The sequence below is a fragment of the Saccharopolyspora elongata genome, from assembly GCF_004348985.1.
In the GTDB taxonomy this organism is placed as follows: domain Bacteria; phylum Actinomycetota; class Actinomycetes; order Mycobacteriales; family Pseudonocardiaceae; genus Saccharopolyspora; species Saccharopolyspora elongata.
Genome location: NZ_SMKW01000041.1, coordinates 54,367 through 78,493, shown reverse-complemented (window position 1 = coordinate 78,493; position 24,127 = coordinate 54,367). Strand labels below are relative to the sequence as shown.

The following is a 24,127-nucleotide window of genomic DNA, read 5'->3' as shown; positions in this document are numbered from 1 at the left end:
GGCCTGTAACGCCTCCGCCAGCATCCGGCGGGCACCCTCTCGGACGATCTCATCGATCAAAGACGCTGAACCCGTGACAGGGCCATCGTCACGGGAATCAGGGTCAGGGACTACGCTGAGCATCGGGACGTACCTTCCCAGCCAGCGTTGCAGCGCTGGCCATGCTTGGAACCTTGCATCCGATCACTGGGAAGGTACGCCCCTTCCCAGCCGATCCACAGGTCTCAAGCATTCCTCCCGGAGGTGTCGCCCCAGAGCCAGCAGTTGCGGACGATCGGCGAAGCCATCGGCCGTCGGCTGCGCTGGGAGGAGATCTCCCGGGGTGCCGCCCGGCGCCAACTGCTGGACAACGGCTGGCCGGCCTCGTTCGCCGACGGGGCCCTCGATTACTGGGAGCGGATCTCCCGCGACCCGGAGCCGGTGTCCCCGCACGTGGAGCAGGTGACCGGCCGCCCGGCGCGGACCTTCCGGGAATGGGTCGACGACCACATCGCCGACTTCCGCTGAGGTCCCGCAAGTTCCATTGAAATCGAACCTTCAATTTCAATGGAACTTGCGGATCATCGGCGTGCCGCACCCCGACACGCCGATGCCTGTGGACAACTCACCGCAATTTCAATGGAAATCGGACCTCTGATTTCCATTGAAATTGCGGTCGGAGCGCCGGTCTGAGCCGACGCAGGAGGCCGGACGGCGCCGATCCAGGGGCGCCGATCCAGGGGCGCCGGGACCGGAGAGCGTCGAGTCCGGGAGACGCCGGGACCAGGGACCTCGGGACGGGGGACGTGGGAGGGCGCCGGGTCAGGGGCCGGTGCAGATCGACGGGACCGCTCGGACGAGGCCGAGGCGGTGCAGGCCGGTCAGCCGCAGGTCGGTGCTGGCGTGGTGGAAGGCGCTGGTCAGGTAGCCGTCGCAGGACGGCGTGTCGCGCAGTTGCCGGGTGTCGCGCAGTTCCAGCAGGATCTCGTCGTTCAGCCGGTCGATGATCGGCCTGATCTCGCCCAGATCCGGACGTTCCACCGGCCGCTCGCCGGGGATCGCGGCCCACCTCTCGTGCAGGGCCCGCTGGACGAGCTTGCTGGCCTCGATCTGATCCCGGAAGACCCGCTTCGACTCCTCCGGGTCGATGCCGAGCTCCACCGACTTGCGGGCGACCGCGTCGAGCACCTGCTGTTCCCGCGCCGGATCGTCGATCGGCTGACCCGTGCCCCACTTGGCCGCGGCGACCTTGTCCGATGTGGTGACGCGCGCGGCGGCCGACCGCAGCAGCGGGTCGAGCGATTCCCGTTCGCAGGAGTGGGCCGGGGACGCGAGCGCGGCGATGATCGCGCCGGCGAGGAGCATTGAACGCACCGGTGCCTCCTGATCGACGATGCAGCCGCGCCCGAGTACTGCGCACCCACCGCCGAAACGCCGGCGAAGACAGCGACTTTCAGCCATCTCACCGAACGCGGCCACACCGTCGCGCAACCCGGATCACCACCCGTAGCGGCCCCGGGTGCCGGGATTCTGCCGAAAGTAAGGGCGGCCGCTGCCGAAAGACCACTGCCCGGGCTACTCCCCGATCCATACCTTCGACCGCGTTGCGAGCAGATGCGGAGGATCGATGAGTTCGTCGTTGGCCACCAACGAGATCGAGGACGTGCCGGACATCAGCATCGACTGGTACCGCGCGGTCACGGGCCTCGCCCACGACGCGCCGGGCTGGGTGCAGGCGTTGGCGGACGTGGCGACGGAGGCGGTGATCCTGGTGTTCGGCGCCCTGGTGCTGGCGAACCTCTGGCGAACCCGCCGGGCCGACCGCCGGCTGCGCGTCCTCGCGTTCGCGGCCCCGGCGGTCACGGTGCTCGCCTACGCGATCAGCGAGGTGACGAAGACGTTCGTCGAGCAGGAAAGGCCGTGCCGCGAGGTCCGCAACATCGTCGCGACGATCGCGGAGTGCCCGGAACCGGGCGACTGGTCGTTCCCGAGCAACCACAGCACCATCGCCGCGGCGGCCGCGGTCGGCCTGGCTGTCGCGTGGCGCCGACTCGCGATCATCGTCGCGCTCCTAGCGGTGCTGGAGGCATTCCTGCGGGTCTTCGTCGGCGTCCACTACCCCCACGATGTGATCGCCGGTCTCCTGCTGGGTTCGATCGTCGCCGCGGCGGGCATGGCCCTGACGACCGCGCTGACCAAGACGATCCGCCGGCCAGCCGCACAACGCCGCTGAACAGGAGCCGGTGGATCACGGACCCCCTCGAAATCCTGTGAAGCGCCCCGCCGCGCGCGGCCAGACGTCCGATGTGGATCGTCTGGCCCGCCGCGTCCGGTCGGTTGGTACCAAAGAACGAATTCCCCCGATGACGTCCATCCGTTCGGCCGGACGTGGTGGCCGAACGGCTGACCACGGGGCGGATGCCGCGCTGCGATAACCGTGGGATGGAACGCCACGACCCCGCGGGCGCTCGGCGGCAGGTGCTGGAATGTCCCGTCGCCTCCCGCAGCGCGCACGACGAACCCCGCTCACTGCTGCGCTGGGCGTTGCAACGGCCGTACCTGGCTTGGGGTTTCGTGCTGCTGGTGTGCGGCTGCGGACTGGCGGTCGCGGTGCGGGCCTGGTGGGCGGACCCGGTCGACCTGGAGGTCTACCACGCGGCCGGACGGGCAGTGTTCGACGGAATCCCGCTGTACGACCGGCAACTGGTCGACGGCCCGCACTTCGTCTACACGCCGCTGGCGGCCCTGCTGTTCACGCCGCTGGCGCCGCTGTCGATGGGCGCCGCGAAAGTTGTGTTCATCCTGGTCAACTGCCTGTTACTCGGCTGCTGCGCGTGGTGGTCGTGGCGATCGGTCGGCCTGCGGGACCGGCGTACCGCGCTGGTGCTGACACTCCTGGTGGCCTGCGGGTCGCTCGGGTTCGAACCCGCCCACCACACCCTCTACGTCGGCCAGGTCAACGTGATGGTGCTGGCCATCGTCTTGTGGGACGCGCTGCGCGACGACCGGTGCCGGACCAAGGGACTCGGGATCGGCCTGGCCGCGGGCATCAAGCTGACCCCGTTGCTGTTCTTGCCGTACCTGGTCGTGACCCGCCGGTTCCGGGCGGCGAGCATGGCTGTGGTGTCTTTCCTCGGCACCGTCGCGCTCGGCTTCGCCGCACTGCCCGCCGATTCGGCGAAGTTCTGGCCGACCGGTCTGTTCGCCGATTCGAGCAGGATCTGGCCGGACCCCGGAGCCGCCCAGAACGTTTCCCTGAACGGCCTGCTGATCCGGCTCTTCGGCCACACCGGCGACACCAACGTGCTGTGGGTCGGTGTGGCCGGATTGCTCGTGGCCCGCGCGATCGCCCTCGCGGCGCGAGCCGACCGCCAGGGCGAGCGGCTGCTCGCGGTCACCCTCTTCGGGCTGTGCGCGGCGGCGGTTTCGCCCTGGTCCTGGGGCCACCACTGGGTTTGGGTCGTGCCGCTGGTGGTGTTCGCGGGCGACCAGGTGCTGCGCTCGACCGATCGAGCCTGGCCGCTGATCTGGGCCCCGCCCGCGCTGCTCGTGGCCCTGACGGTCGTGCCCGCGTTCCGCGTTCCACCTCCCGGCCAGACCGGCCACGACGTGTCCGGACCCGCGGGCTGGGTGATGGGCAACATTTACGTGCTGCTCTTCGCCGCCACGCTGATCTCCACATCGCTGCATCTGTGGCGGTCCCGCATCGTCGCCGAACCGCCGAAAGGACCAATCGGCCATCCCGAACTGTCCTAGAGGACGAAGTCCGCAATGGAAGCGGGGACTACCGTGCGGGCAGTGAGACCCAGCTTTCCCGCCCGCCCCGAGCGCCGGCGCGTCACCAAGTGGACTGTCGCGACGTTCTGCGTTGCGGGCGTTCTGCTGCTCGCGGACGCTTACCTCGGTCAAGGCGGATCGCTGCACAGCCTCCGGCTCGCCACCGACCTCGCCGTGCTCGGCCTCACCTGGAACGTCGCGATCGAGTGCCGACTGGGGCGGGTGCTGCGCCCCTTCGGACTCGCGTGCCTGGTAGCTGCCGGTTCCTTCGCGCTCGTTGCGTTCCCGACCTCAGAGTCGGATCCGCCGTACTCCGACGTTCCAGGCGTGCTCGAAGGCGCTTCCCTGTTGGTCCTATGGGCTTTGGCCTGCCGCCACCTGCCCTACTGGCAGTTGCCGCTGTTCGGGGTTCTCGACCTGGCTGCGCTGATGGCACTGTTCACCCGGGATTCTGTGCTCTCGAAGCAGACTGGGCCCGGCGGCGGCGTTGTCTTGTTGCTGCCCTGGTTGCTCTTGCTCATCGGGGTGTTCGCGGTGTACCAGCGGTTCCAGGCGGGCCGTCGCGTCCTCGCCGCCGAGCAGGCGCGCCAGTCGGAAAGGCTTGAGCTGGCGCGTGATCTGCACGACCACGTCACGCATTACGTGACCGCCATCGTCGTGCAGGCCCAGGCCGGGCAGGAGACGGGCGATTCGGACACCGGGCGCAAGCTCTTCGCCAACATCGAGCGGACCGGCCAGGACGGCCTGGTCGCGATGAACCGCATGGTCAGGTTGCTGCGCGACCGGGAAGCAGCGCCCGAAATGCACGCGACGCGCGGGATCGGGGTGGTGCGGCAGCGGGTGGACGAGTTCGTGCTGACCGGCTGCTCGGTCCACGTCGAGTTGCCCGACGAGCTCGAAGCCGCTTCCTGGCCGCAGGAACTGATCAAGTCGGTCGAGCGGCTGGTGCAGGAGGGGCTGACGAACGTGCGCAAGCACGCCCGCGCGGCGACGCGGGTGGAAGTGCTCGTCGCAGCGGTCGGTGACCGCGTCACGGTGCGGGTGCGGGACAACGGCGCGCGCGGCGGCCTGGGGCGCTTCCGCCCGAGCGGGTTCGGCATGATCGGGTTGTCCGAACGGGTCACCGAGCTCGGCGGAGAGCTGACCAGCGGGGCGCGCCCGGAAGGCGGCTGGGAGCTGGCCGCCTCGATACCAAGACGGCAGGGGTTGGCTTGAGCATTTCGGTAGTGATCGCCGACGACCAGGAGATGGTGCGCACCGGGTTCCAGCTCATCCTCGAAGGGCAGGGCGACATCTCGGTGCTCGGGCAGGCGGCCGACGGGGTGGAAGCCGTCGAGCTGGTGCAGCGGCTGAAGCCCGACGTGTGCCTGATGGACATCCGGATGCCGAACATCGACGGTCTGCAGGCCACCAGGCAGATCCGGTCCCGACCGGAGCTCTCCGGCACCCGGATCGTCGTCGTCACCACTTACGACCTCGACGAGTACGTCTATGGCGCGTTGCGCGCCGGGGCCAACGGCTTCGTGCTCAAGAACTCCGGGGCGAGGCTGCTCGCGGAGGCGATCCGCACCGCGGTCGACGGCGAGTCGCTGGTCTCCCCGTCGATCACGGTGCGCCTGCTGGAGCAGCTCAACCACTGGAACGTGCCCGGCGGCGGTGTCGCGGCGGACGAGCTGAGCATGCAGGAGCGCAAGATCGTCGTCCGGGTGGCGCGCGGCTGGACCAACAGCGAGATCGCGGCCGACATGTTCCTGTCCGTGAGCACCATCAAGAGCCATCTCGCCCGCATCCAGGACAAGCTCATGATGCGCAACCGCGTCGAGATAGCGGCGTGGGCCTGGGAACACGGCATCGTGCGGTGACGCGGGATCAGGCGATGATCCGGCGGTAGGAGGCTCGGCGCGCCCGCTCCGGAACCAGGCGGTACCCGCAGCGCACGAGCACGTTCCGCAGGAACTGGGCGCGATTCGTGAACCGGTGACGCCGGAACTCGCGTTGCAGCTGAAGTTCGCGGCGCAGCAAGGCGAAACCACCTCGTCTCGCATAGGCGCCTGTGTCCACCCGGTAGTAGACGAGCGGCTCGGCGAGGTTCGTGCTGCGGGCGCCGTTGGCGATCATCCGCGCGAACAGCCGGTAGTCCTCCATGAGCGGGAAATCGCCGTAGCCGCCGGCGTCGAGGACCGCACTGCGGCGGTAGACGACGGTCGGGTGGTTGAACGGGTCGTGGAACCGGGCGCGCCGGGCGATCCGGTCCTCGTCGACCAGCGCCGTGCGCAGGCCGACGACCCTGGTGGGGTCGCCCTCGAACTCCAGCATGGCCGATCCGACGAGATCGGCACCCGCCTCGACGAGAGGAACCTGCCGCGCGAACCGGTGCGGCACGGCCACGTCGTCAGCGTCCATGCGCGCGACGATGTCGTGGTCGCTGGCCGCCAGGCCCGCGTCGAGCGCGACGCCGAGCCCGCGATGGCGGGTCAGGTCGACGCGGGCGACGGGAACCGCGCTGGTAGCGGCGAGTTCGTCGACGCACCGGCGCAGCGCCTCGGGAATCGGACCGTCCCGGACCAGGACGACCTGGGCCGGCGGTCTCGTCTGCGCGGACACCGTGCTGTGGAACGACTCCCGCAGGAGCGCGGCGTCGTCGCGGCCGTAAACCGGCAGCAGCAGCGAGAACTGCTCGCGCGGGCTCACGGTCGGTCCTCGGAGCCGGATCGGTGCGGCGGTGCCCATCGGCCGCGCGTCGGGTCCTGGTACGCGATCTCCACTGCCAGGCCGCGCAGCAGGAGAGCCGTCCCGAGGACCACGACTCCCGCGGCCACGGACAGGGCCGTTCCTCCGCGTCGCATGACTTTCCTCCCTCTGGCGGTGCCTGCCGGGCGCCGACTTCGTCGGTGCCCTCGGAGGAAAAGCTATGCGGCGGTCGGCCCGGATCCTGCGGTCTTTGGGCCGGGTTCGGGGAACTTCCGGCTACCCGCGTTGGTCCTTTCGGCCACCCACTCCCGGCCCCCTGGCCGAGCCCCGGCGATTCCGCGCGAAAGCGCCAGCGTCCTCGACTACCCGTTCAACGTTGCTCGACACGGCGCTAGGACCGCTCCACCAGGCCCGCTTCGTAGGCCAGGATCGCGGCCTGCACCCGGTTCTTCACGCCCAACCGGCCCAGGACGGCGCTCACGTACGCCTTCACCGTGCCCTCCACGACGTGCAGCCGCCGGGCGATCTCGGCGTTCGACAACCCGGCCCCGACCAGCGCGAGCACTTCACGCTCCCGGTCGCTGAGCGCGTCCACGTGCTCTCGCGCGGCGATCTCCTGCTGCAGCCGAGGCCCGCCCAGCTGCCGGATCACCCGGTGCGCCACCGGCGGCGAGAGGTACGCGCCGCCTTCGGCCGCCGCCCGCACGCCCAGCAGTAGTTCCCGCGGATCACCGGTCTTGAGCAGGAATCCGCTGGCGCCGCCGTGCAACGCCCGCGTGACGTAGGCGTCCTCGTCGAACGTGGTCATGATGAGCACCGCGGTTTCCGGTGCCACGCGGCGGATTTCGTCCGCCGCGCCGAGGCCGTCGAGCTCCGGCATCCGGATGTCCAGCAGCGCCACCGCCGGCCGGTGCCGCCGCACCAGTTCCACCGCGTCCCGCCCGTTGGCGGCTTCCCCGACGACCTCGATGTCCGGGTCCGCGGCCAGGATCGCCCGCACCCCGGCGCGAACCATGGCCTCGTCGTCGGCCAGCACCAGTCGCACGTCTCCTCCTACCTCCGCAGATAGTCCTTGCCCACCAGCACGTCCTGCCGGAAGCACAGCCGGTACAGGTCGCCGCTCCGCTCGTCGAACGGATCGTGGTGCGTGCTGTAGTAGGCGCAGCTCGCACCGGGCGGCCGGGGCGGGTCGGCGTCGGGTGGGTCGTCGATCCGAGTCCGCGCCGGCAGCAGGTGCTCGATCGACGACCGAGACTGCCCGACCTGCATCCGGTCGTACGCCGCCGGGGGCAGCACGGAAGTGATGGTGTCGAACGCCGTGATGCCCGCGGTCAGCAACCCCAGCACGACGGCGCTCGCCGCTGCCGCCGCGACCGCGATGTTGCGGCTGCTGCGCACCTGACCTTCGGCCCGGGCCAGGCGCGCCGCGGATTCCGAGGCCTCGATGGCCTGCGCGACCTGCGGAATCCGCGCGGACAGCAGGAACCGCCCGCGCTCCGGGCCCGCCTGGAAGGTCCCGCCCGCCAGCCGCACCCGCTCGGCGAGGGCAACGAGGCCGTAGCCGCCGCTGGAAACCGGCTCGCGATCACCGGTCAGCGGGTTCGCCACCGACACTTCGCTCTCGTCGGCGGTGTGCCGCACCTCGACGGTCACGGCCGCTCCCGGCGCGTGCTTCGCCGCGTTGGTCAGCGCCTCCTGCACGATCCGGCACACCGCGCGGGCGCGCATCGACTGCACCACCTCGCCGGTCTCCGCCAACGCCACCGCCATCCCGGCGGCCCGCGCCTGCTCGACCAGCTCGGCGACGCTTTCGCCGGTGACGGGCCCGGAGTCGTCACGCAGGACCTCGACGACCTCCCGCAACCGCTCGGCCGCATCCGTCACCGACGCCCGCGCCTGCCCGGCCGCCTCCCGATGTCCGGCGTCCAGCGAGGGCGCCACCTCCAGCGCGCCGATCCGCAGCGCGACCAGGCTGAGCTGGTGGCCGAGCAGGTCGTGCATGTCGCTGGCGATCCGGGTGCGTTCCTGCAGCCGCGCCTGCTCGCCCACGATCTGCTGCTGCCGCTCCAGCTGCTCCGCCCGCTCCCAACCGGCCCGCACCAGCGCCCGGTACTTCTGGTGGTGCCGCCCCAGCAGCCACGGGATCAGCGCGAACAGCAGCGCGCCGATCAGCGTCACCAGCCAGGCCCCGACGTCGTGCGCCAGCACGAGCACGAGCAGCGACACCACGCCGGTGGCCAGCGCGAGCCGGACCAGCGCGTCGCGGTGCCTGCGCACCCGGAACCCGGCGTTGTAGCTGGTGGCGATCAGCATCGGGGTGAAGGCCAACGCCGCGATGACGCCCGAGTCCGGCCGGGGGATCAGCGCGCCGGCCCAGGCGGCCAGCGCGACGACCGTGGCGACGAGCGGCCAGGTCCTGCGCAGCGCCACGGTGATACCGGCCACGCCGACGCCGAGCGCGATCTCCCAGCCGTTGAGCGGATCGGTCGCGGCGACCACGTTGACCAGCAGCACGGGAGCGGACAGGGCGAGCCACCACGGCACGTCCCGGATCGACACCTTCACCGCGTCGACGCTACCGGCTGGTCGGTAATGTCGGATTGATGCTGGAACCGAGCGCGGAGTGGTACCGGGAGATCGCGGAGTGGGGGGCGGCGTCGCCGGGCTGGGTGCACGGCCTCGCGCTGTTCGGCACCCAGGCGCTGCTGGCGGTGTTCGCGGCGCTGACGCTGCTCGCGTGGTGGCGGGCGGACCGGCGGCCGCCGGTGCTGCTGGCGCCGCTGCTGGCGGCCGGGGCGGCCTGGCTGTTCAGCGACCTGATCAAGGACGTCGTGCGGCAGGACCGGCCGTGCCTGGCGATCCCGATGCCGGGAGGCACGATCAAGGACTGCGCGGAGGTCGGCGTCTGGTCGCTGCCCAGCAGCCACTCGGCGGCGGCCGCGGCGTTCGCGGTGGCGCTGTCGATGCTGTGGCGGCGCATTACGGCGATCGCGGTGCTCCTCGCGCTGCTCGAAGGCTTCTCCCGGATCTTCATCGGGGTCCACTACCCGCACGACGTCCTCGCGGGCTTCCTCCTCGGCGCGGCCCTGGGAGCCGTCAGCGTCCTTGCGTGCAACAACGTGCGACTTCGACTCCAGACATCGTGAGCCGCTTTGGGTGATTTCGCGCGAAATCGCCACTCGCCAGGCATGGAGAACGGCGATTTCGCGCGAAATCGCCGCCCGGCCGTCTAGCCGAGCTCCGCGCGGATGAAGTCGCGGAAGGAACGCGGCGGGCGCCCCGTGACGTCCTGGACGGTCGAGGTCGTGCGGTCCTCGCCGCCCGACCGGATGTGCTCGTCCATGGCCGCCAACTCCGCCGCGAAGTCCGCGGGCAGCCCCGCCGAAAGCCGCACGGCCAGCTCGTCCGCGGTGATGTGCCGGTGCCGGACAGGCCGCCCGGTGACCTCCGAGATGATCGTCGCGGCCTCGCCGTAGCTCAACGTCTCCGGGCCGGTCAGCAGGTACTCGTCGGCCACCTCGTCCGAGGTCAGCGCGTGCGCGGCGACGGCGGCGATGTCGGCGGCGTCGATCCAGCCGAGCCGTCCCGAACCGGTGGCGGTCACGATCTCGCCGCGTTCCCGGATGCCGTCGGCCACCGGATGCCGGCCGGTGAAGTTCTGCATGAACCCTGAGGGCCGCAGCACGGCGCAGCCCGGCGTCGACGCGATCTGCGAGCGGTACTCCTCCAGCCCCGGCGCGTTCGGCAACATCGGGAACGACCCGAGCGCGACGATCCGGCGCCCGGCGGCGGCCGCCAGGAACGGCCCGACCTGCGGCATCGGGTCGATGACCCCGACCGGCGGCACCAGGTAGACGCGGTCGACGCCGTCCAGAGCGCGCCGCTGCGAGTCCGGGTCGGCCCAGTCGAAGCGCACGTGGTCCGGGTCGTCGGCCGGGTTCCTGCTCGCGATCCGCACGGCGACCCCGCGCTCCCGCAGAACTGTCGCAAGTGGACGGCCGGTGTTCCCGGTGCCGCCGGTGATCAGCACGGTCATGAGCGCACCTCGCCGCCCAGCGCGGTCACGAGGTCGGCGAGCTCCCCGGACGCCTTGGCGCCCATGACGGGGCTCCAGTAGTCGCGGTACGAGGCGATCGCGCCGTCGCGCACGACGATTACCGCGACGTAGCGCATCTCGTAGTCCGCGCCGGTCGCCACGGTCCGGCCGCGCGCGGTGAACTCGGCGACGATGGTGGCCGGATCGGTGGTCCGGTGGACGACCACGGACGGGAAGCCCGCGATGTCCAGCTTCTGCGGGTAGTCCGCCAGGTATTCGCGCAGCGCTTCCCGCCCGTTCAGGCGCTCGGGGGTGCCCTCCGCGAACGGGAACTCGAAGGTGCAGTCGGGCGCGAACAGGTCGACGAACCCGTCCATGTCCTTGGCCAGCAGCAGGTCGAGGGCCTGCTCGAAGAGTTGGTTCGCTTCCACGCCGTCCAGGTTCGCCGCCCGGGAGCGGGCCGAGCAGGTCCGCGCTTGCCCCGGATCGGCGGTCCGTGGCTGGGCGGTCCGACCCGGTGGCAAGGTGGTGGGGTGAACAAGCGCGAGCTGGCCGATTTCCTGCGCCGTCGCCGGGAGGAGCGACGTCCCGGCGATGTCGGGTTGCCCGACGGGTCCGGCCACCGCCGCACGCCCGGCCTGCGCCGCGAGGAGGTCGCCTGGCTGGCGGGGGTGTCGACGAACTACTACGAGCGCCTCGAACAGGCACGCGCGCCGCGCCCGTCGACGCAGGTCCTCGCGGCCCTGGGCACGGCCCTGAGGTTGTCGGAGGCGGAAAGCGAGCACCTGGCGCGGCTGGCAGGGCAGGCCCCGCCGGCCCCGGAGGCCGCGGAACCGGTGCCGGAAGGCGTGCTGCGACTGCTCGACCGCCTCGGCCCGGTCCCGGCGTACGTGGTGGACGAGCGGCTCGACATCGTGGCGTGGAACGCCCTCGCCGCAGGCCTGATCACCGATTTCTCGAAGCTGCCGCGCGAGGAGCGCAACACCCTGCGCCTGTCCATGCGCGGGACGTGCTCGGCGCCGAACGGCGAGAACCACTTCGCCCGGCAGGCGGCGGCGGAGCTTCGCCTGGCCGCCGCCCGGCACCCGGACGACCGGGCACTAGCGGCCCTGACCAGGGAATACGCCGAGTTCAGCCGCGATTTCGCGAAAAGCTGGCGAGACCACGAGGTCCGGCCCCGCCCCACGCTGCGCAAGCGGATCGACCACCCGGACTTAGGCCCGCTGGACCTGGACTGCCAAACCCTGCACGTCCCGGGCCAGAAGCACCGCCTGATCCTCCTCTCGGCGGAACCGGGAACAACGACCCACAAGGCCCTCGAAGGCCTAATAACCGCGGCCGAGTAGCGCGTGCCGCCCGTAGGCCTCGGTCTCCATCTCGCGTTGTCGCTCCATCGCGACCCGCGCGCAGAGCTGCCAAACGCCGAGCGCGCTTTCGCCGAAGCCCGCGTGCTGCCCGGTCGACCGCCCGATCCAGCAGAAGCCGACGACGACGAAAACCGAGGCAACGAGCAGAAACCCAAGCACAGCAATCACTTTCTCGTCCTTTCCAAGAGGGCCCGGCAGAGGCGGGTTTCGGGGGAGGGGCATCCCGCCCCTGCCGGGGAGGCCTCGCCGCACCGGGCCGGGGGAATGCTGGGCGGCGAGGCGGTCATAGGCGGTGCTGAAGTTCAGGCTCGTGAGCTGGATCAACCGGCATGGTGGGAGCTGCACAGCGGCTTGCCGTCCCAGCTACGCGCCCTAATCGACGCCGAACAACGGGCTGCGCGGATCACCTACGTATCGACCAGCTATCTGCCCGGACTGCTGCAAACCCGCAGTTACTCACGAGCGATCTTCGAGGTGGGCGAACAGACCGAGCGAGAGGTGGAAGAGGCCGTCGCGGTTCGGCAAAGCCGTCAAGGCGTGTTGGACAAGGCGAACCCTGCCGAGTTGCTCGCGTTCCTGGATGAAACCGTGCTCATGCGGCCGGTCGGCGGTCCAGCCGTTGCCGCTGATCAGCTTCGCTTCGTGCTCAAATCCATGACGCAGCCGAACATCGAGGTTCGAGTCCTACCGCTGGAGCTGGGCGCTCACATGGGGCTGGACGGTGTGTTCTCGATTCTGGAGTTTCCGCATGCCAACTCGCATGTCTATGTGGAGGCGCCCAACGCTGGTGCCATGGTGTCGGAGCCCGAAGATGTAGACCCGTTCCATCGCGCGGTGGATAGGCTGGCGCAGGTTGCTTTGGACGAGGCCGAATCTGCGCAGGTGATCGACGAGCACGCAGAGCGGATGGAAGGCGAAGCGGGATGACGACAACCCAGTTCACGCAGTGGCGGAAGAGCAGTCGGAGCGGGAACCAGAGCGCTTGCGTCGAGGTCGGCTCGGCGCCGGATCTGGTCGGTATCCGGGACACGAAAGACCGTGACAGCGGGACGTTAGCCGTTCCTCGGGACGCCTGGGCTCGGTTCGTCGCTGCTGTGAAGGCCGATCATTTCTGCGACTGAGTGCTGTTCTGGCTGGTCAGGGCTCGTGCGTACTTTGGTCTGCTATAGCGATCCAAAGTACGCACGAGCCTGCGGTCAGCGCTGGGGCAGGCGGTAGGCCCAGTTCCAGGCCGCTTCCAGCGGGCCGCGTTCGAAGCGCCGCAGCCACCACGTCGACAGCGTCATGAACGTCGCGCAGATCGCCGCCCAGATCACCAGCACCCACCACGGGCGGGCCCAGTCGAAGCGCGCCGCCAGCCCGAATCCCCAGCCGTAGCACAGGATCGCAGCCACGAGGTTCTGGAAGACATAGCAGGACAGCGCCATCCGGCCGACCGCGGTCAGCCCGCGTCGCAGGATGCCCGGCGTGCCGCGCAAGGCGCCCACCACGGTCGGGATCAGCCCGAGCAGGCCCAGCGCGATGACCGGCGGCAGGATGTAGCGGTCGACCATGAACCAGCCCGGCCCCGCGAAGGCGGTGAGCAGGTTCAGTGGCACCCCGATGCCGAAGCCGAACAGCATCAGGCGGTTCCGCAGCCGCTGCCCCTCGGCGGCGAACACCCCCGCGCGGTACAGCCGGGCGCCGAGCAGGAACAGCGCCACGGACATCGGGATGATGAAGATCGCTTCGATCCGGTAGACGCCCCAGTGGGTGATCCGGGTGGACACCTGCTCCAGCCAGCTGCCGGTGGTGAACAGCTGCGACGGCGCGCCGCTGCCGCCCAACGACGCGTGCCCGGTCAGCAGGCCGAGCGTGACCACGCCGATGAACGCGACGTGCAGCGAGCCCATCGCGATGATCCAGCCCTTCACCGCCCGGTCGCTGCGCCCGATCAGGTAAGCGACCAGCATCGACGTCACCGCGTAGCTCATCAGCACGTCGAATTCGAAGATCAGGATGTAGTGCAGCAGGCCCTCGGTGAACAGCAGCGCCGCCCGCCACAGGTACCAGCCGGGCCAGCGCCCGCCCCGGCGCCGCGCCGACCGGTACTGCAGCTCCAGGCCGATGCCGAACAGCAGCGTGAGCAGGGACAGGAACTTGCCGTTGGCGAGGAACCGGATGGTCGCCTCGATGTTCGCGGTGAGGGTGCCGGTCGCCACCATGGTCAGCATCCCGGCCGGCCCCTCCGGGTCGGTGAAGATCCAGATGTTGGTCCCCAGCGTGCCTAGGATGGCGACGCCGCGGACCACGTCTATCGCGGTGATCCTGCTGGAGGTGGGTGCTTGCCGTAGTACCTCGGTCATGGAATCCCCAGTCGTTCGAAACTCGCCCCCGCAACCACGGAGGGTTACGATGCAGTTGCATGGTAAACGGGTGGCGCGTCCGTTCGCAATGCGATCGCATTGGAAAGGTGCGTGACGGTGCCCAAGCAGGTGGACCACGAGGCCCGGCGGATCCAGATCGCCGAGGCGCTGATGCGGCTGGCGAGCCGAGGCGGCCTGGAAGCGGTGAGCCTCCGCGACGTCGCGGCCGAAGCGGGCGTCTCGATGGGCGCGGTGCAGCACTACTTCAAGTCGAAGGACGAGATGCTGGGCTTCGCCATGGGGCACGTGAACGACCGCGCCTCGAAGCGGATCGTGCAGCGGCTGAGCCAGGAGGGCGAGCGGCCGAAGGTGCGCGTGGTGCTGCGGACGCTGATGCTCGAAATGCTGGCGCTGTCCGACGACAGCCGCATGGAGTTCCTGACGCACATCGCGTTCTTCCTGCGTGCGCTCGGTGCGCCGGACCTGGCCGCGACCTACCGCGAGTGGTGGCCGCAGCTGGAGGCGTGGGTGGCCGCCGAGCTCTGCGCCGCGCAGGAGTCCGGCGAGCTACCCGCCGACCGGGACCCGGAGCGCGAGGCTGAAGCCCTGCTGCTCATCCCGGACGGCCTGTCGGTCGGCCTGCTGCTGGGCCACCGGACCGGCGAAGGCGCGGTAGCGGCCGTCGACTACCACCTCGACCGGCTCTTCGGTGAGTCCACAGAGGACTGATCATCTGTGGCGCGTCTTGTCTGATCGTTGAGCCGGCACTCGCTGGCCGAGCCCACCCCCGGCCAGTTGCCCGACGAAACCGGCCGGATCCTCGGTGAAGCTACCGATTCCGGCGCAGATGAACGCCTTCTCGGCCGAAAGAGTCCCGGACACCAACCCGCCGATGGTCTCGCCGTACTGCTGCGCGGGAGCTTTGTCGGCCGTCAGCAGCAACGTCTTCACGAGGTTCTTCGCGGCGTCCTCGACCCGGTCCTTCGCGGAGTCGATCGAGGCTTGCGCCTGGCCGCGGCACGGCTCGGTGGTCTCGGCATCCGCGCGCGCCCGTTCGGCCTGCCGCTGCGCCCAGGCCAGCACGTCGCGGTACCGCTGCATGGCCCGGGCGGACTCGGTGAAGCCATCGGTCGCACGGAGCGACTCGGGAGTGATCCCGTGCAGCGCCACTGCGTGCTCTTGCAGCGGATCCAGCAGCACGTTCGTGCCCTGCGGCAGTCCGGGCAGATACCCGTCCAGCAGCCGAGAGCCGGTGAGCACCAGGTACTCGGCCCGGTCGCCCTCGCCGCGCCGCCGCCGATACTCGGCGAAGTACCGCAGGTCCGAGAACACCGGCAGCCACGGAGTCTCGGCCACGTGCACGACGGGCACGGCCGGCGGATCGGACGCGCACTCCAGGTACACCCCGCTGCGGCGGAAGGTGGCCACCAGATCGGCCGGCCGCTGCACGGTCCGCCGAAACCGGAGAGCCTCCCGAACCAGCGGTGGCGCATCTGGAACGCACGTAGCCGAACCCATGTCTCCTCCGTAGTCGCGGGAGCACAGAGAGTGGCCAGGCTACTGGATCAAGAACAACAAAAACCGAACGAAATACGTGGTATGAACCATAGCGGGAGCTAGCCCGAACGGCGGTAAGTGATCAGATGTCCACCCCGACGCAACCCAACCCACCGGAGACCACGAGGTAGGAACGCCCGTCCATCCCTCGGACGGGTTCACTCCGAGGCTCCGGCCCGCCTGCTGCGGTCGTGGCCGCCCGCGTTTCAGCCAGGCCGGGTCTCGTCGATGTCTGTCACTTGTCCTGTTCGTCTGCCTCCGACTGGGGGGTCGGGCGGTGCGTCTTGGTGGGGAGTGGAACCTCGCTGTGGCGTTGGGCCAGCGACTCGGCCACGATCTCGCCGCGGGCGCGCTTGTCAGCCAACTCGGCGTCCATATCGGCAATATGCGCTTGGGTCTCAGGGGTCAGCTCGGAGTCTGGGGTGTGGAATCTTCTGATCAGTTCTTCTCGGTCCACAGTGCGCCTCCAACTATTTGGGGTCGGTGAGATAGATCTTCCAAGTATCGGTGTCGGGTTCGTATCGGCGGGCGGTCACAAGGAACTCCGTGCCTCGCGAAAACAGCACCTCGGCTTCGCTGCTGTCGAAGAACCGCAAGTCTCGCCCCTGCGCTGAATCGATGATGAGCTGGACATTGCCGTGGAAGGGCGCTCGTGCTGAAGTGCTGGTGTAGGCGTCTTCGCGGACTGTTTGGCCGGGTTCATACTTGGCGAGCACCTCCTCTAGGCGGATCTCACCAATCGGGAAGCCACGGTAGACCCGCCCTTCGTGTGGTGCCATTTTCTCCAGCGCGCTGTCGAGCTCCTGCATCTTCGGTTCTAGTCGTGCCAGCGATTCGGCGTCCTGGTTGCGAAGTGCTTCGTTCATCTCGTCGTATCCACTGCCGCGGTAGTCGGTCAAGGCCAAGACCTGACGGTCGGTGAGCTCGGCGAGCTCAGGGTGCGGGTGCCCGTGGTGGTCAAGCCGGGCCGTTTCCGCGTCTGCCTGTTCTTGGGGCGAGAGCCCGTTGTCCGGTTCACGGTCCTCGTCGTGCAGCCCATCGTGAGGATTGGGATGCCTGTCAGTTTCCGGCGCGGGCTCAGGGGTGTTGCTTGGGTCGTGCGGGGTGCCCCCGGGTCCATGGTCGACGTCGGGCGGCTCGAGCCGCTGGTGATGGCGAGGTTCGGCGGGTGCGTCGTCCCATGGATCTCCCCAGTCGGGATCATCGTCGAACGCCCGCGAGGCGCCGCGCCCCCAGGACAGGCGTGGCCGCGATTCGTCGCCTGCTGGTGTCGATGGCGCGTCGTGAACGGGTTCGCGCGATCCGCTGGCTTCGCTCTGCGGGGCAGAAGCGTGCCTCGGCGCGTGGTGTTCTGCCGTGGTGGGTGTCCGGGGCTCCGGCTGCGGCGTTGGGCTGGGAGCGTGCCCGGTGGCTGTCGGCGTCGCCGGCGTTCCTGGGCTCGGGGAGTGGTGGGCCGCCGGTGGCGGGTCGGCGCGGGCCGGCGCGGGGTGCGCGGCGGATGGTGTGTGAGGCGCCGGATTTGGTGGTGGTGTGCCCTGGCCGTGGTCTGGTGTGGGTTGGTGTTGTGGTGGTAGACCGTGCCCCGGTGCCTGGCCGGGTTCGGGGGCGTGTCCGATCTTGGGCAGTGCTTCGCTCACGCGTTGGCCGATTTTGGTGTCGGCAAGCGCGTCTAGGGCCTGGCGGCCCAGGGATCCTGCCATGCTGCTGCCGCTGGTGGCCAGGCCGGCTGCTACCTCCGGGGCGAGGCGTCCGAGGAATCCGGCCGGGTCCTTGGTGAAGCTGTCGATGCCGGCGCCGATCATCGCTTTGCCGGTGCCGATCGGGTCGCTGATGAACGCCTTGCCCGCCGCTACCGTGCTGGCCGCCAGCTGGCTGATGTTCTCGCCGTACTGCTGCGGGTGCATCACGTTGTACGGGTCGAACGGGTTCAGCGTTCGCACCTGCTGGAGCATGTCCAGTGCGCCGTCGAAGCTGCCCTTCCAGAAGTCGCCGTAGGACTCCGCGACGTTCTGGAAGATGTCTCCGGCGCCCGAGGCGAGCATGGTGAGCGGCCCAGGCTGCGGGGGTGCTTTCTCGGACGCCTTGATCAGCGCTGACGCTGCCTTCTTCGCCGCCTCTTCGACCTGCTCCTTCGCGGCGTCGAGGGAGGCCTGTGCCTGGTTGCGGGCGGCGGCGCCCGGGTCCTGGAACGGCTCGGTGGCGTTGCCCTGGTCGGCCGCCTGCTCGTACTTGGCCTCGGCCTGCGCGGTCTGCCGGTCCGCTCGCTCGATGTCGGCGCATGCCTGCTCGGCCTGTCGTTGCGCCCAGGCCAGCACCTCGCGGTACTGGCGCAGGGCGTCGGCGGACTCGGTGAAGGCGTCCGCCGCCCGGAACCACTTGGGCGGTTCCTGCTGGTAGTAGTCCCGGAACGCGTCGGCGGTCGGGCCTTCCCAACCGGCGGTGTCGATCTTCTGGAAGCCCTGGGCGGCGTTCTCGAACGCGGTGCCCAGCTTGGTCATGGTGGCCAGGGTTTCGTCGACGGCGGGCAGCTCGCCCGGGACCTCTTCCCGGGGGTCTGGCGCCATCAGCCGTCCACCTTGGTGTTGTAGCCCGCCTGGTTGAGCACGTGCGAGGCGGCTTGCTGCTGAATGCCTTCCGGCGCGATGTCGACCCCGAACTGCGCGAACGACTTCTGCGGGGCGGCGTTCAGATCGGCGGTGGGGTTGTCGAGCCCGGCGCCCAGGACCTTCTTGAACGCGTCGATCGCGGCCTGCTCCATCTTCTCGTACTCGGAGCGGGTGTCGGTCAGCGCCGAAGCCGCGGCGGCACCTTCCTCGACCAGGAACTTCACCCCGTATTCCCATCGGCCGCAGAACCTCTTCAGCGCCTCGGTGACCAGCGCCGACCCGGACTGCTCCGCGTCGAGGTTCATCATGGTGACGCCGTGGCCGTCGTTGCCCATCTTCTTCACCGGCCACGGAAGTTCGTTCTCCAACGCGGCGATGGCGTCGTTGACGCCTTGCGACGCTTGCTGCAGCGCCGCCAGATCGACGCGGAATCCATCGTTACCCACTTACAGCGTCCCTCCCCAAGCACGCTTGACGGGTTTCTCGTACGGAGACTGCGCGGACACCGGGCGATCCGGCCGGTTGCGATCCGCTGCGATCGATTCGGCCAGGATTCCGCGCAGTGCGGGCAGCGTCACGGAGTGCTCCTGCAGCGGATCCAGCAGCACGCTCGTGCCCTGCGGCATGCCCGGCAGGTATCCGTCCAGCAGCCGGGCGCCGGTGAGCACCAGGTACTCGGCGGCCAGGTCGCCTTCGCCGCGCTGCCGCCGGTATTCCGCAAGTACCGCAGATCGGAGAACACCGGGAGCCACGGGATCCCGTCCACGTGCACGACCGGCACGGTCGACGGGTCGGACACGCATTCCAGGCAGACGTCGGCGCTGCGGAAAGTGGCCACCAGATCTTCCGGACGCTGCATGCTCCGCCGGAACCGGAGCGCTTCGCGCACCAGTGGTGGCGCGTCCAGAATGGACGCTGCTGAGATCATGATCCCCCCGTAACCGCTCGTGCACGGCGAGCAACGACGCTAGCCGATCGGTAACGGGAAATCCGGCCAAAATTCGTGGCCTGCACCATAGAAAGTATTAGGCCGAATGGCGGTAAGGCGTCAGATGTCGACCTCGGCGTAGCCGAGGTCGCCGAGTTCTGCTTCGGCGGCGCCGCCGGTGGTCTCCGCCAGCCAGGTCCGGAATTCGTCCACTTCGGACTCCGGGACGTTGATGCGGAAGCGGACCTCTTCCTGGTAGTCCGTGCCGGCCACCTGGTGGCCGGCCGAACGCAGATCGTTGTCGAGCTTCCCGGCCAGCAGGTAGTCCACTGTGGTCTCGACGACGCGGACCGGGCGGCGTTCGACCAGGCCGACGTGGTCCAGGGCCGCCGACACCGCGCCGCCGTAGGCGCGCACCAGGCCGCCCGCGCCGAGCAGCACCCCGCCGAAGTAGCGGGTCACCACGGCGACCGAGTTGGTGATCTCGTTGCGGCGCAGCACTTCCAGCATCGGCACGCCCGCGGTGCCCGCCGGCTCTCCGTCGTCGCTGGATTTCTGGAACTCGCCGGCGTCACCGAGGACGAAGGCGGAGCAGTGGTGCCGCGCGTCGTGGTGCAGCTTGCGCCGCTGCTGGATGAACTCCCGGGCCTCGGCCTCGCTGGTGGCCCGCGCCAGCGCGCACAGGAAGCGGGACTTCTTGACCTCCAGCTCGTGCTCGCCCGGCCGCTTGATCGTCCGCATCCGTCCCCTTCGCCAGGTGATGCCGCTCACTGTCGCGCGGCGGTCCTCCCCGTCCATCCTCCCACTCCGGCAACAGTGCAGGTCAGCGCGATGATGGGAGCTCGGGGCGGAGGCGATTTCCGTTGCGGCCCGCGGGCACGTAACGTCCCCCCTCATGGAGCAGTCATCGAGCCCGTTTGAACCAGGCGTGCGGGTGCGCGCCACGTTCGGCCGGTTCCGTGATCAGGTCGGCACGGTGGTGGAGACCGCCACCGGTCTTCCGGAGGTCTTCGACGGTCCCGTCCTGTGGGTGCGGTTCGACGGAGGCGACGAGCCCGGCTTGGTCGCGGGGAGATTCCTGGAAGCGGCCTGACGGCATCCCGGCCGCTGGAGCAGCGTTGTCAACCCGTGGGCCGCCGGTCTGCTGGTGGGTCCCGATATGTCCCCTGGGGCATTCACCAGGTGTAGCGTATTCCTTGATCGATTCTCGCTAGCGCGTGGTGTGAGCAAGGACAATTCGGTACTTCCGGTCGAGTCGATAAAATCGTCGTTGATAACCGACGTCGGGACGACGGATGGAGACGATGCGGGTTCTCGTGATCGGGGCCGGAGTCGGGGGACTCGCCATCGCCAACGGGTTGCTCGGCAAGGGCCACGACGTGCAGGTCTTCGAGCACGCGGACGCCCTGCGCACCACGGGTGCGGGCATCACGGTGTGGAGCAACGGCACGGCGGCGCTGCGCGGCCTCGGCGTCGACATCGAACCGGCCGGTCACCCGCTGCACAGCCTCCGCTCGGTCACCGAATCCGGCCGGCTGCTCTGGGAGGCCGACCTCGACGAGGTCACCGAGCGCCTGGGGTCGCCCACGGTGCAGATCCCGCGCCGCGAGCTGATCGCGGAGATGGCCGCCGCGCTGCCGCCGGGCGTGCTGCACTTCGGCCGCCGTTGCGTCGGCGTCACCGAGCATCCGGACCACGTCGTTGTCCAGTTCGCCGATGGCAGCTCGGCCACCGGTGACCTGCTGATCGGCGCCGACGGGCAGCGCTCGGTGGTGCGCCGCGAGGTGCTGGGCGGCGAACCGGCGCGGCCCACCGGCTGGGCCAGCTGGCAGGGACTGACCCGCAGCGACCTCCCGGTCGCGCACGGCCACCAGACGCTCAACATCGCCGGCCGCTACGCGCACTGCGGCCTGATCCCGACCGGCGACGGGCTGCTGCACTGGTGGTTCGACATGCCCTGGAAGGACGGCGACCCGGTGCTCTCCGTCGCTGAGCTGCAGCGGGCCTTCCGCGGCTGGCCCGATCCCGTCGAGGCGCTGCTGGCCTCGGTCACCGACGACGACCTCGGGTTCTTCCCGCACATCCGGCACAAGGTGCCCCAGGTCTGGGGCGGCCCGCGCAGCACGCTGCTGGGCGACGCGGTGCACGCGATGCCGCCCGCCGTGGCGCAAGCGGCCAACCAGACGCTGGAAGACGCCTGGCTGCTCACCCAGTTCCTGTCCGTTGTGGACAGAGAACCGGCGGAGCTGCTGCGTGCCTACGAGCAGGAGCGCCGTCCCCGCGCGCTGAAGGTGTCGCGCACCGCGGCGCTGACATCGGCGCAGCGCAGCACGCCTCTGCAGCGCTTGGCGAAGTTCCCGAGGTGGCTGGCGACCCGCAGCCAGGTGGCGTCGCTGCGCTCCGGTAGCGACGTCCTCCGCCTGGCCCGCCCCAGCGTCCAGGCCGCCTGAGCAGTGCCCGTGAGTACTTCGTGTCGCCATGGCAACACAAAGTGCGCACAGGGCTGAAGAAGCCCTCCCCGCCGAGCGACGAGGAGGGCCTTGAAAGGTGCGGGTCAGCTGCCGAAGACGTCCGGGTCGGGTCCGACGCGCACGCCGGTCTTCAGCGCCGTGATGGCCGCGACGTCGTCGTCGGCGAGCTCGAAGTCGAAGACCTCGAGGTTCTCCTTGATCCGCGACGGCGTGACCGACTTCGGGATCGCGATGTTGCCGAGCTGGATCTGCCAGCGCAGCACGATCTGCGCCGGGCTCTTGCCGTACTTCTCGGCCAGCGAGGCCAGCGTGGCGTCGTCCAGCAGGCCCCTGCCCTGGCCCAGCGGGCTCCACGCCTCGGTGGCGATGTCGTGCTCGGCGTGGAACGCGCGCAGATCGGCCTGCGGCAGGTTCGGGTGCAGCTCGATCTGGTTGACCGCGGGCACCACGTCGGTCTCCTCGAACAGCCGGCGCAGGTGCGGGATCTGGAAGTTCGACACGCCGATCGCCTTGGCCCGGCCGTCGGCGTGCAGCTGCTGGAAGGCCTTCCAGGTCGCCACGTACTTGTCCTTGGGCGCCACCGGCCAGTGGATCAGGTACAGGTCGACGTGGTCGAGCCCGAGCTTGGTGAGGCTCTCGTCGAACGCCTTCAGCGTGCTGTCGTAGCCCTGCGAGTCGTTCCAGAGCTTCGTGGTCACGAACAGTTCCTCGCGCTTCAGGCCCGATTCGGCGATCGCCTTGCCCACGCCTTCCTCGTTGCCGTACGCCGCGGCCGTGTCGATGCTGCGGTACCCGGCCTGCAGCGCCGCCCGCACCGGCTCGACGACCTGGTCGGCCGGGACCTGGAAGACGCCGTAGCCCAGCTGCGGCATCTGTGCGCCGGTGTTCAGCGTGACGTTCGGAACCTGTGTCATGGGGGTGTTTTCCTCCGCCGATGTCGGATTGTTCGCCCCGCGAATCCGCGTTCGCGGGCTGGTGTCCGCCCTGCGGCCACCGTATTAGGTGCGGTCGGCCCCGGCTAGCCGATCTGTTCCGCGGGAAGCCTCAGCCGACCTCGACCGACTCGGTGGGCTGCGCGGCGCGGTGCGAGACGGTCGCCCCGGTCCGCTGCGGCCGCCGGTCCAGCCAGCCGGAGACCAGCGCGAAGCCCAGGCCGACCACCGCGAGCAGGGCGCCGACCCAGCTCGGCGCGGTCAGCCCGAGGCCGGCCGCGATCACCACGCCGCCGAGGTAGGCGCCCAGCGAGTTGGCGATGTTGAAGGTCGACTGGATGCTCGCCGAGCCCAGCGCCGGCGCCTCCTTGGCCTGGTCGAGGATCCGCGCCTGGATGCTGGGGATCGCCGCGAACCCGGTCGCGCCGATCAGGAACACCGTGACCGGCGCCAGCACCGCGCTGTGCGCGGTCACCACGAACAGCGCCAGGCAGGCCGCCAGCGCGCCGAGGAAGACGTACAGCGTCTTCATCGGGGCCTTGTCGGCGAGCCGCCCGCCGACCGCGGTGCCCACGGTCATGCCGACGCCGAACAGCGCGAGCAGCAGCGTGACCGCGGTCGGCGAGTAGCCGGTTACGTCGGTCAGCACCGGCTTGATGTAGCTGTAGAAGGAGAACGTCGCGGCGAAGCCGAAGACGACGACCGCGAACGCCAGCCAGACCTGCGGGCGGCGGAACGCGCGCAGCTCGCCGCGCACGCTGACGTCGGCGGGCTTGGGCTGGTCGGGCACCAGCGCCGCGACCGCGGCCAGCGCGACCACGCCGATGACCGCGACCAGGCCGAACGCCCAGCGCCAGCCGAGCGCCTGGCCGAGCAGCGTGCCGACCGGGACGCCGACGATGTTCGCCACGGTGAGGCCGATGAACATCATCGAGATGGCCTGCGCGCGCTTGTCGGTGGCGACCAGGCTCGCGGCGACCACGGCGCCGATGCCGAAGAACACGCCGTGCGGCAGGCCGGCGAGGAACCGGGCGCCGAGCAGCAGCTCGTGGGTCGGCGCGAACGCCGAGCACAGGTTCCCGACGGTGAACAGCACGAGCATGCTCAGCAGCATCGTCTTGCGCTTGAACCGCATGCCCAGCATGGTCAGCAGCGGTGCGCCGATCACCACGCCGAGTGCGTACAGCGAGATGTAGCCGCCGGCGTCGGGGATCGACACCTGCAGATCGGTGGCGACCTCGGGCAGCAGGCCCATCATCACGAACTCGGTCGTTCCAATCCCGAATGCGGCGATGGCCAGGGCCAACAGGGCAATGGGCAAGGAAGTCTCCCCTGAAACGAACGTGCCGGACTGGTTCTTTGCGTCCTCGCCGGTCGGGCGCACGGGGGTGCGCGTCGCGTTCCGGTCTTCGAGAACGATTCAGGAAGTCGACTGTCG

28 protein-coding genes are annotated in these 24,127 nt (G+C 69.7%); 12 read left to right on the top strand and 16 right to left on the bottom strand.

Going from position 1 to position 24,127, the window contains the following annotated elements; genetic code table 11:
• Nucleotides 1-243: 243 nt before the first annotated feature.
• Nucleotides 244-507 (top strand): Rossmann-fold NAD(P)-binding domain-containing protein, encoded by a 264-nt coding sequence (locus tag E1288_RS27460; protein WP_132489966.1) that lies wholly within the window; start codon nucleotides 244-246, stop codon nucleotides 505-507.
• Nucleotides 508-801: 294 nt separating this feature from the next.
• On the opposite strand, the gene E1288_RS27455 is transcribed toward E1288_RS27460, so the two are convergent.
• On the bottom strand, nucleotides 802-1,344 hold the full coding sequence (locus tag E1288_RS27455; protein ID WP_132489980.1) for a chorismate mutase: 543 nt from the start codon (nucleotides 1,342-1,344) through the stop codon (nucleotides 802-804).
• A gap of 262 nt (nucleotides 1,345-1,606) precedes the next feature.
• Between E1288_RS27455 and E1288_RS27450 the strand changes: the two genes are divergently transcribed.
• From E1288_RS27450 to E1288_RS27435, 4 genes are all read left to right on the top strand, one after another.
• A complete protein-coding gene (locus tag E1288_RS27450; protein WP_132489964.1) occupies nucleotides 1,607-2,212 on the top strand; it encodes a phosphatase PAP2 family protein in 606 nt (201 codons plus the stop codon).
• A 209-nt stretch (nucleotides 2,213-2,421) separates the two neighbouring features.
• On the top strand, nucleotides 2,422-3,735 hold the full coding sequence (locus E1288_RS27445) for a glycosyltransferase 87 family protein (protein ID WP_132489962.1): 1,314 nt from the start codon (nucleotides 2,422-2,424) through the stop codon (nucleotides 3,733-3,735).
• A 42-nt stretch (nucleotides 3,736-3,777) separates the two neighbouring features.
• Complete coding sequence (locus tag E1288_RS27440; protein ID WP_165968280.1) at nucleotides 3,778-4,971, top strand: sensor histidine kinase; 1,194 nt, start codon at nucleotides 3,778-3,780, stop codon at nucleotides 4,969-4,971.
• On the top strand, nucleotides 4,968-5,618 hold the full coding sequence (locus E1288_RS27435; RefSeq protein ID WP_132489958.1) for a response regulator transcription factor: 651 nt from the start codon (nucleotides 4,968-4,970) through the stop codon (nucleotides 5,616-5,618). The genes E1288_RS27440 and E1288_RS27435 overlap by 4 nt, the downstream gene beginning before the upstream one ends.
• Nucleotides 5,619-5,625: 7 nt before the next feature.
• Here E1288_RS27435 and E1288_RS27430 read toward each other — a convergent pair whose 3' ends face one another.
• The 4 genes from E1288_RS27430 to E1288_RS27420 form a co-directional block, all read right to left on the bottom strand.
• A complete protein-coding gene (locus E1288_RS27430) occupies nucleotides 5,626-6,447 on the bottom strand; it encodes a glycosyltransferase (protein WP_235883841.1) in 822 nt (273 codons plus the stop codon).
• Nucleotides 6,444-6,602, bottom strand: coding sequence for a hypothetical protein (locus E1288_RS47205; protein ID WP_165968279.1), 159 nt, complete (start codon nucleotides 6,600-6,602; stop codon nucleotides 6,444-6,446). The genes E1288_RS27430 and E1288_RS47205 overlap by 4 nt, the downstream gene beginning before the upstream one ends.
• Nucleotides 6,603-6,838: 236 nt before the next feature.
• Entirely contained in the window at nucleotides 6,839-7,492 is a 654-nt protein-coding gene (locus tag E1288_RS27425; RefSeq protein WP_268951876.1) for a response regulator, read from the bottom strand.
• An 8-nt stretch (nucleotides 7,493-7,500) separates the two neighbouring features.
• Entirely contained in the window at nucleotides 7,501-9,012 is a 1,512-nt protein-coding gene (locus tag E1288_RS27420; RefSeq protein WP_132489954.1) for a sensor histidine kinase, read from the bottom strand.
• Between the two features lie 38 nt (nucleotides 9,013-9,050).
• Between E1288_RS27420 and E1288_RS27415 the strand changes: the two genes are divergently transcribed.
• On the top strand, nucleotides 9,051-9,593 hold the full coding sequence (locus tag E1288_RS27415; protein ID WP_132489952.1) for a phosphatase PAP2 family protein: 543 nt from the start codon (nucleotides 9,051-9,053) through the stop codon (nucleotides 9,591-9,593).
• 83 nt (nucleotides 9,594-9,676) lie between these two features.
• Here E1288_RS27415 and E1288_RS27410 read toward each other — a convergent pair whose 3' ends face one another.
• Nucleotides 9,677-10,483, bottom strand: a complete 807-nt coding sequence (locus E1288_RS27410) for an NmrA family NAD(P)-binding protein (RefSeq protein WP_132489950.1) — start codon at nucleotides 10,481-10,483, stop codon at nucleotides 9,677-9,679.
• Nucleotides 10,480-10,914, bottom strand: coding sequence for a nuclear transport factor 2 family protein (locus tag E1288_RS27405; protein WP_132489949.1), 435 nt, complete (start codon nucleotides 10,912-10,914; stop codon nucleotides 10,480-10,482). The genes E1288_RS27410 and E1288_RS27405 overlap by 4 nt, the downstream gene beginning before the upstream one ends.
• Nucleotides 10,915-11,016: 102 nt before the next feature.
• Between E1288_RS27405 and E1288_RS27400 the strand changes: the two genes are divergently transcribed.
• The 3 genes from E1288_RS27400 to E1288_RS27390 are packed head-to-tail and all read left to right on the top strand — an operon-like array spanning nucleotide 11,017 to nucleotide 12,971.
• Nucleotides 11,017-11,829 (top strand): helix-turn-helix transcriptional regulator, encoded by an 813-nt coding sequence (locus E1288_RS27400; protein WP_132489947.1) that lies wholly within the window; start codon nucleotides 11,017-11,019, stop codon nucleotides 11,827-11,829.
• Nucleotides 11,830-11,865: 36 nt separating this feature from the next.
• A complete protein-coding gene (locus tag E1288_RS27395; protein WP_132489945.1) occupies nucleotides 11,866-12,777 on the top strand; it encodes a DUF5753 domain-containing protein in 912 nt (303 codons plus the stop codon).
• Nucleotides 12,774-12,971, top strand: a complete 198-nt coding sequence (locus E1288_RS27390) for a DUF397 domain-containing protein (RefSeq protein WP_132489943.1) — start codon at nucleotides 12,774-12,776, stop codon at nucleotides 12,969-12,971. The genes E1288_RS27395 and E1288_RS27390 overlap by 4 nt, the downstream gene beginning before the upstream one ends.
• Nucleotides 12,972-13,046: 75 nt before the next feature.
• Here E1288_RS27390 and E1288_RS27385 read toward each other — a convergent pair whose 3' ends face one another.
• Nucleotides 13,047-14,195, bottom strand: coding sequence for a DUF418 domain-containing protein (locus E1288_RS27385; RefSeq protein ID WP_132489941.1), 1,149 nt, complete (start codon nucleotides 14,193-14,195; stop codon nucleotides 13,047-13,049).
• Nucleotides 14,196-14,312: 117 nt separating this feature from the next.
• On the opposite strand from E1288_RS27385, the gene E1288_RS27380 reads away from it, so the two are divergent.
• Nucleotides 14,313-14,924: a TetR/AcrR family transcriptional regulator gene (locus E1288_RS27380; RefSeq protein WP_132489939.1), complete on the top strand. Its 612-nt coding sequence runs from the start codon at nucleotides 14,313-14,315 to the stop codon at nucleotides 14,922-14,924.
• Here the strand turns inward: E1288_RS27380 and E1288_RS27375 are convergent, their stop codons facing one another.
• The 6 genes from E1288_RS27375 to E1288_RS27355 all read right to left on the bottom strand — a co-directional run bounded on the left by E1288_RS27375 (nucleotide 14,925) and on the right by E1288_RS27355 (nucleotide 20,027).
• On the bottom strand, nucleotides 14,925-15,713 hold the full coding sequence (locus E1288_RS27375) for a hypothetical protein (RefSeq protein ID WP_132489937.1): 789 nt from the start codon (nucleotides 15,711-15,713) through the stop codon (nucleotides 14,925-14,927).
• Between the two features lie 274 nt (nucleotides 15,714-15,987).
• Complete coding sequence (locus E1288_RS27370; RefSeq protein ID WP_132489935.1) at nucleotides 15,988-16,209, bottom strand: hypothetical protein; 222 nt, start codon at nucleotides 16,207-16,209, stop codon at nucleotides 15,988-15,990.
• 13 nt (nucleotides 16,210-16,222) lie between these two features.
• The gene (locus E1288_RS27365) at nucleotides 16,223-18,316 is read right to left on the bottom strand and encodes a putative T7SS-secreted protein (RefSeq protein ID WP_165968278.1); all 2,094 of its coding nucleotides are present in this window, start codon (nucleotides 18,314-18,316) and stop codon (nucleotides 16,223-16,225) included.
• A complete protein-coding gene (locus E1288_RS47200; protein WP_165968277.1) occupies nucleotides 18,316-18,804 on the bottom strand; it encodes a hypothetical protein in 489 nt (162 codons plus the stop codon). Before E1288_RS47200 ends, E1288_RS27365 begins: the two co-directional genes overlap by 1 nt.
• Nucleotides 18,805-19,110 carry a hypothetical protein gene (locus tag E1288_RS27360; RefSeq protein ID WP_132489931.1) on the bottom strand — a complete coding sequence of 102 codons (306 nt, stop codon included), beginning with the start codon at nucleotides 19,108-19,110 and terminating at the stop codon, nucleotides 18,805-18,807.
• Between the two features lie 296 nt (nucleotides 19,111-19,406).
• Nucleotides 19,407-20,027 (bottom strand): YigZ family protein, encoded by a 621-nt coding sequence (locus E1288_RS27355; RefSeq protein WP_132489976.1) that lies wholly within the window; start codon nucleotides 20,025-20,027, stop codon nucleotides 19,407-19,409.
• A gap of 154 nt (nucleotides 20,028-20,181) precedes the next feature.
• Between E1288_RS27355 and E1288_RS27350 the strand changes: the two genes are divergently transcribed.
• Nucleotides 20,182-20,379, top strand: coding sequence for a hypothetical protein (locus tag E1288_RS27350; RefSeq protein ID WP_093269316.1), 198 nt, complete (start codon nucleotides 20,182-20,184; stop codon nucleotides 20,377-20,379).
• A gap of 211 nt (nucleotides 20,380-20,590) precedes the next feature.
• The gene (locus E1288_RS27345) at nucleotides 20,591-21,736 is read left to right on the top strand and encodes an FAD-dependent monooxygenase (RefSeq protein WP_235883840.1); all 1,146 of its coding nucleotides are present in this window, start codon (nucleotides 20,591-20,593) and stop codon (nucleotides 21,734-21,736) included.
• Nucleotides 21,737-21,840: 104 nt separating this feature from the next.
• Here the strand turns inward: E1288_RS27345 and E1288_RS27340 are convergent, their stop codons facing one another.
• Both E1288_RS27340 and E1288_RS27335 read right to left on the bottom strand, forming a co-directional pair.
• Nucleotides 21,841-22,671 (bottom strand): aldo/keto reductase, encoded by an 831-nt coding sequence (locus E1288_RS27340; RefSeq protein WP_132489927.1) that lies wholly within the window; start codon nucleotides 22,669-22,671, stop codon nucleotides 21,841-21,843.
• Between the two features lie 130 nt (nucleotides 22,672-22,801).
• Complete coding sequence (locus E1288_RS27335) at nucleotides 22,802-24,010, bottom strand: MFS transporter (protein ID WP_132489925.1); 1,209 nt, start codon at nucleotides 24,008-24,010, stop codon at nucleotides 22,802-22,804.
• Between the last annotated feature and the right edge of the window lie 117 nt (nucleotides 24,011-24,127).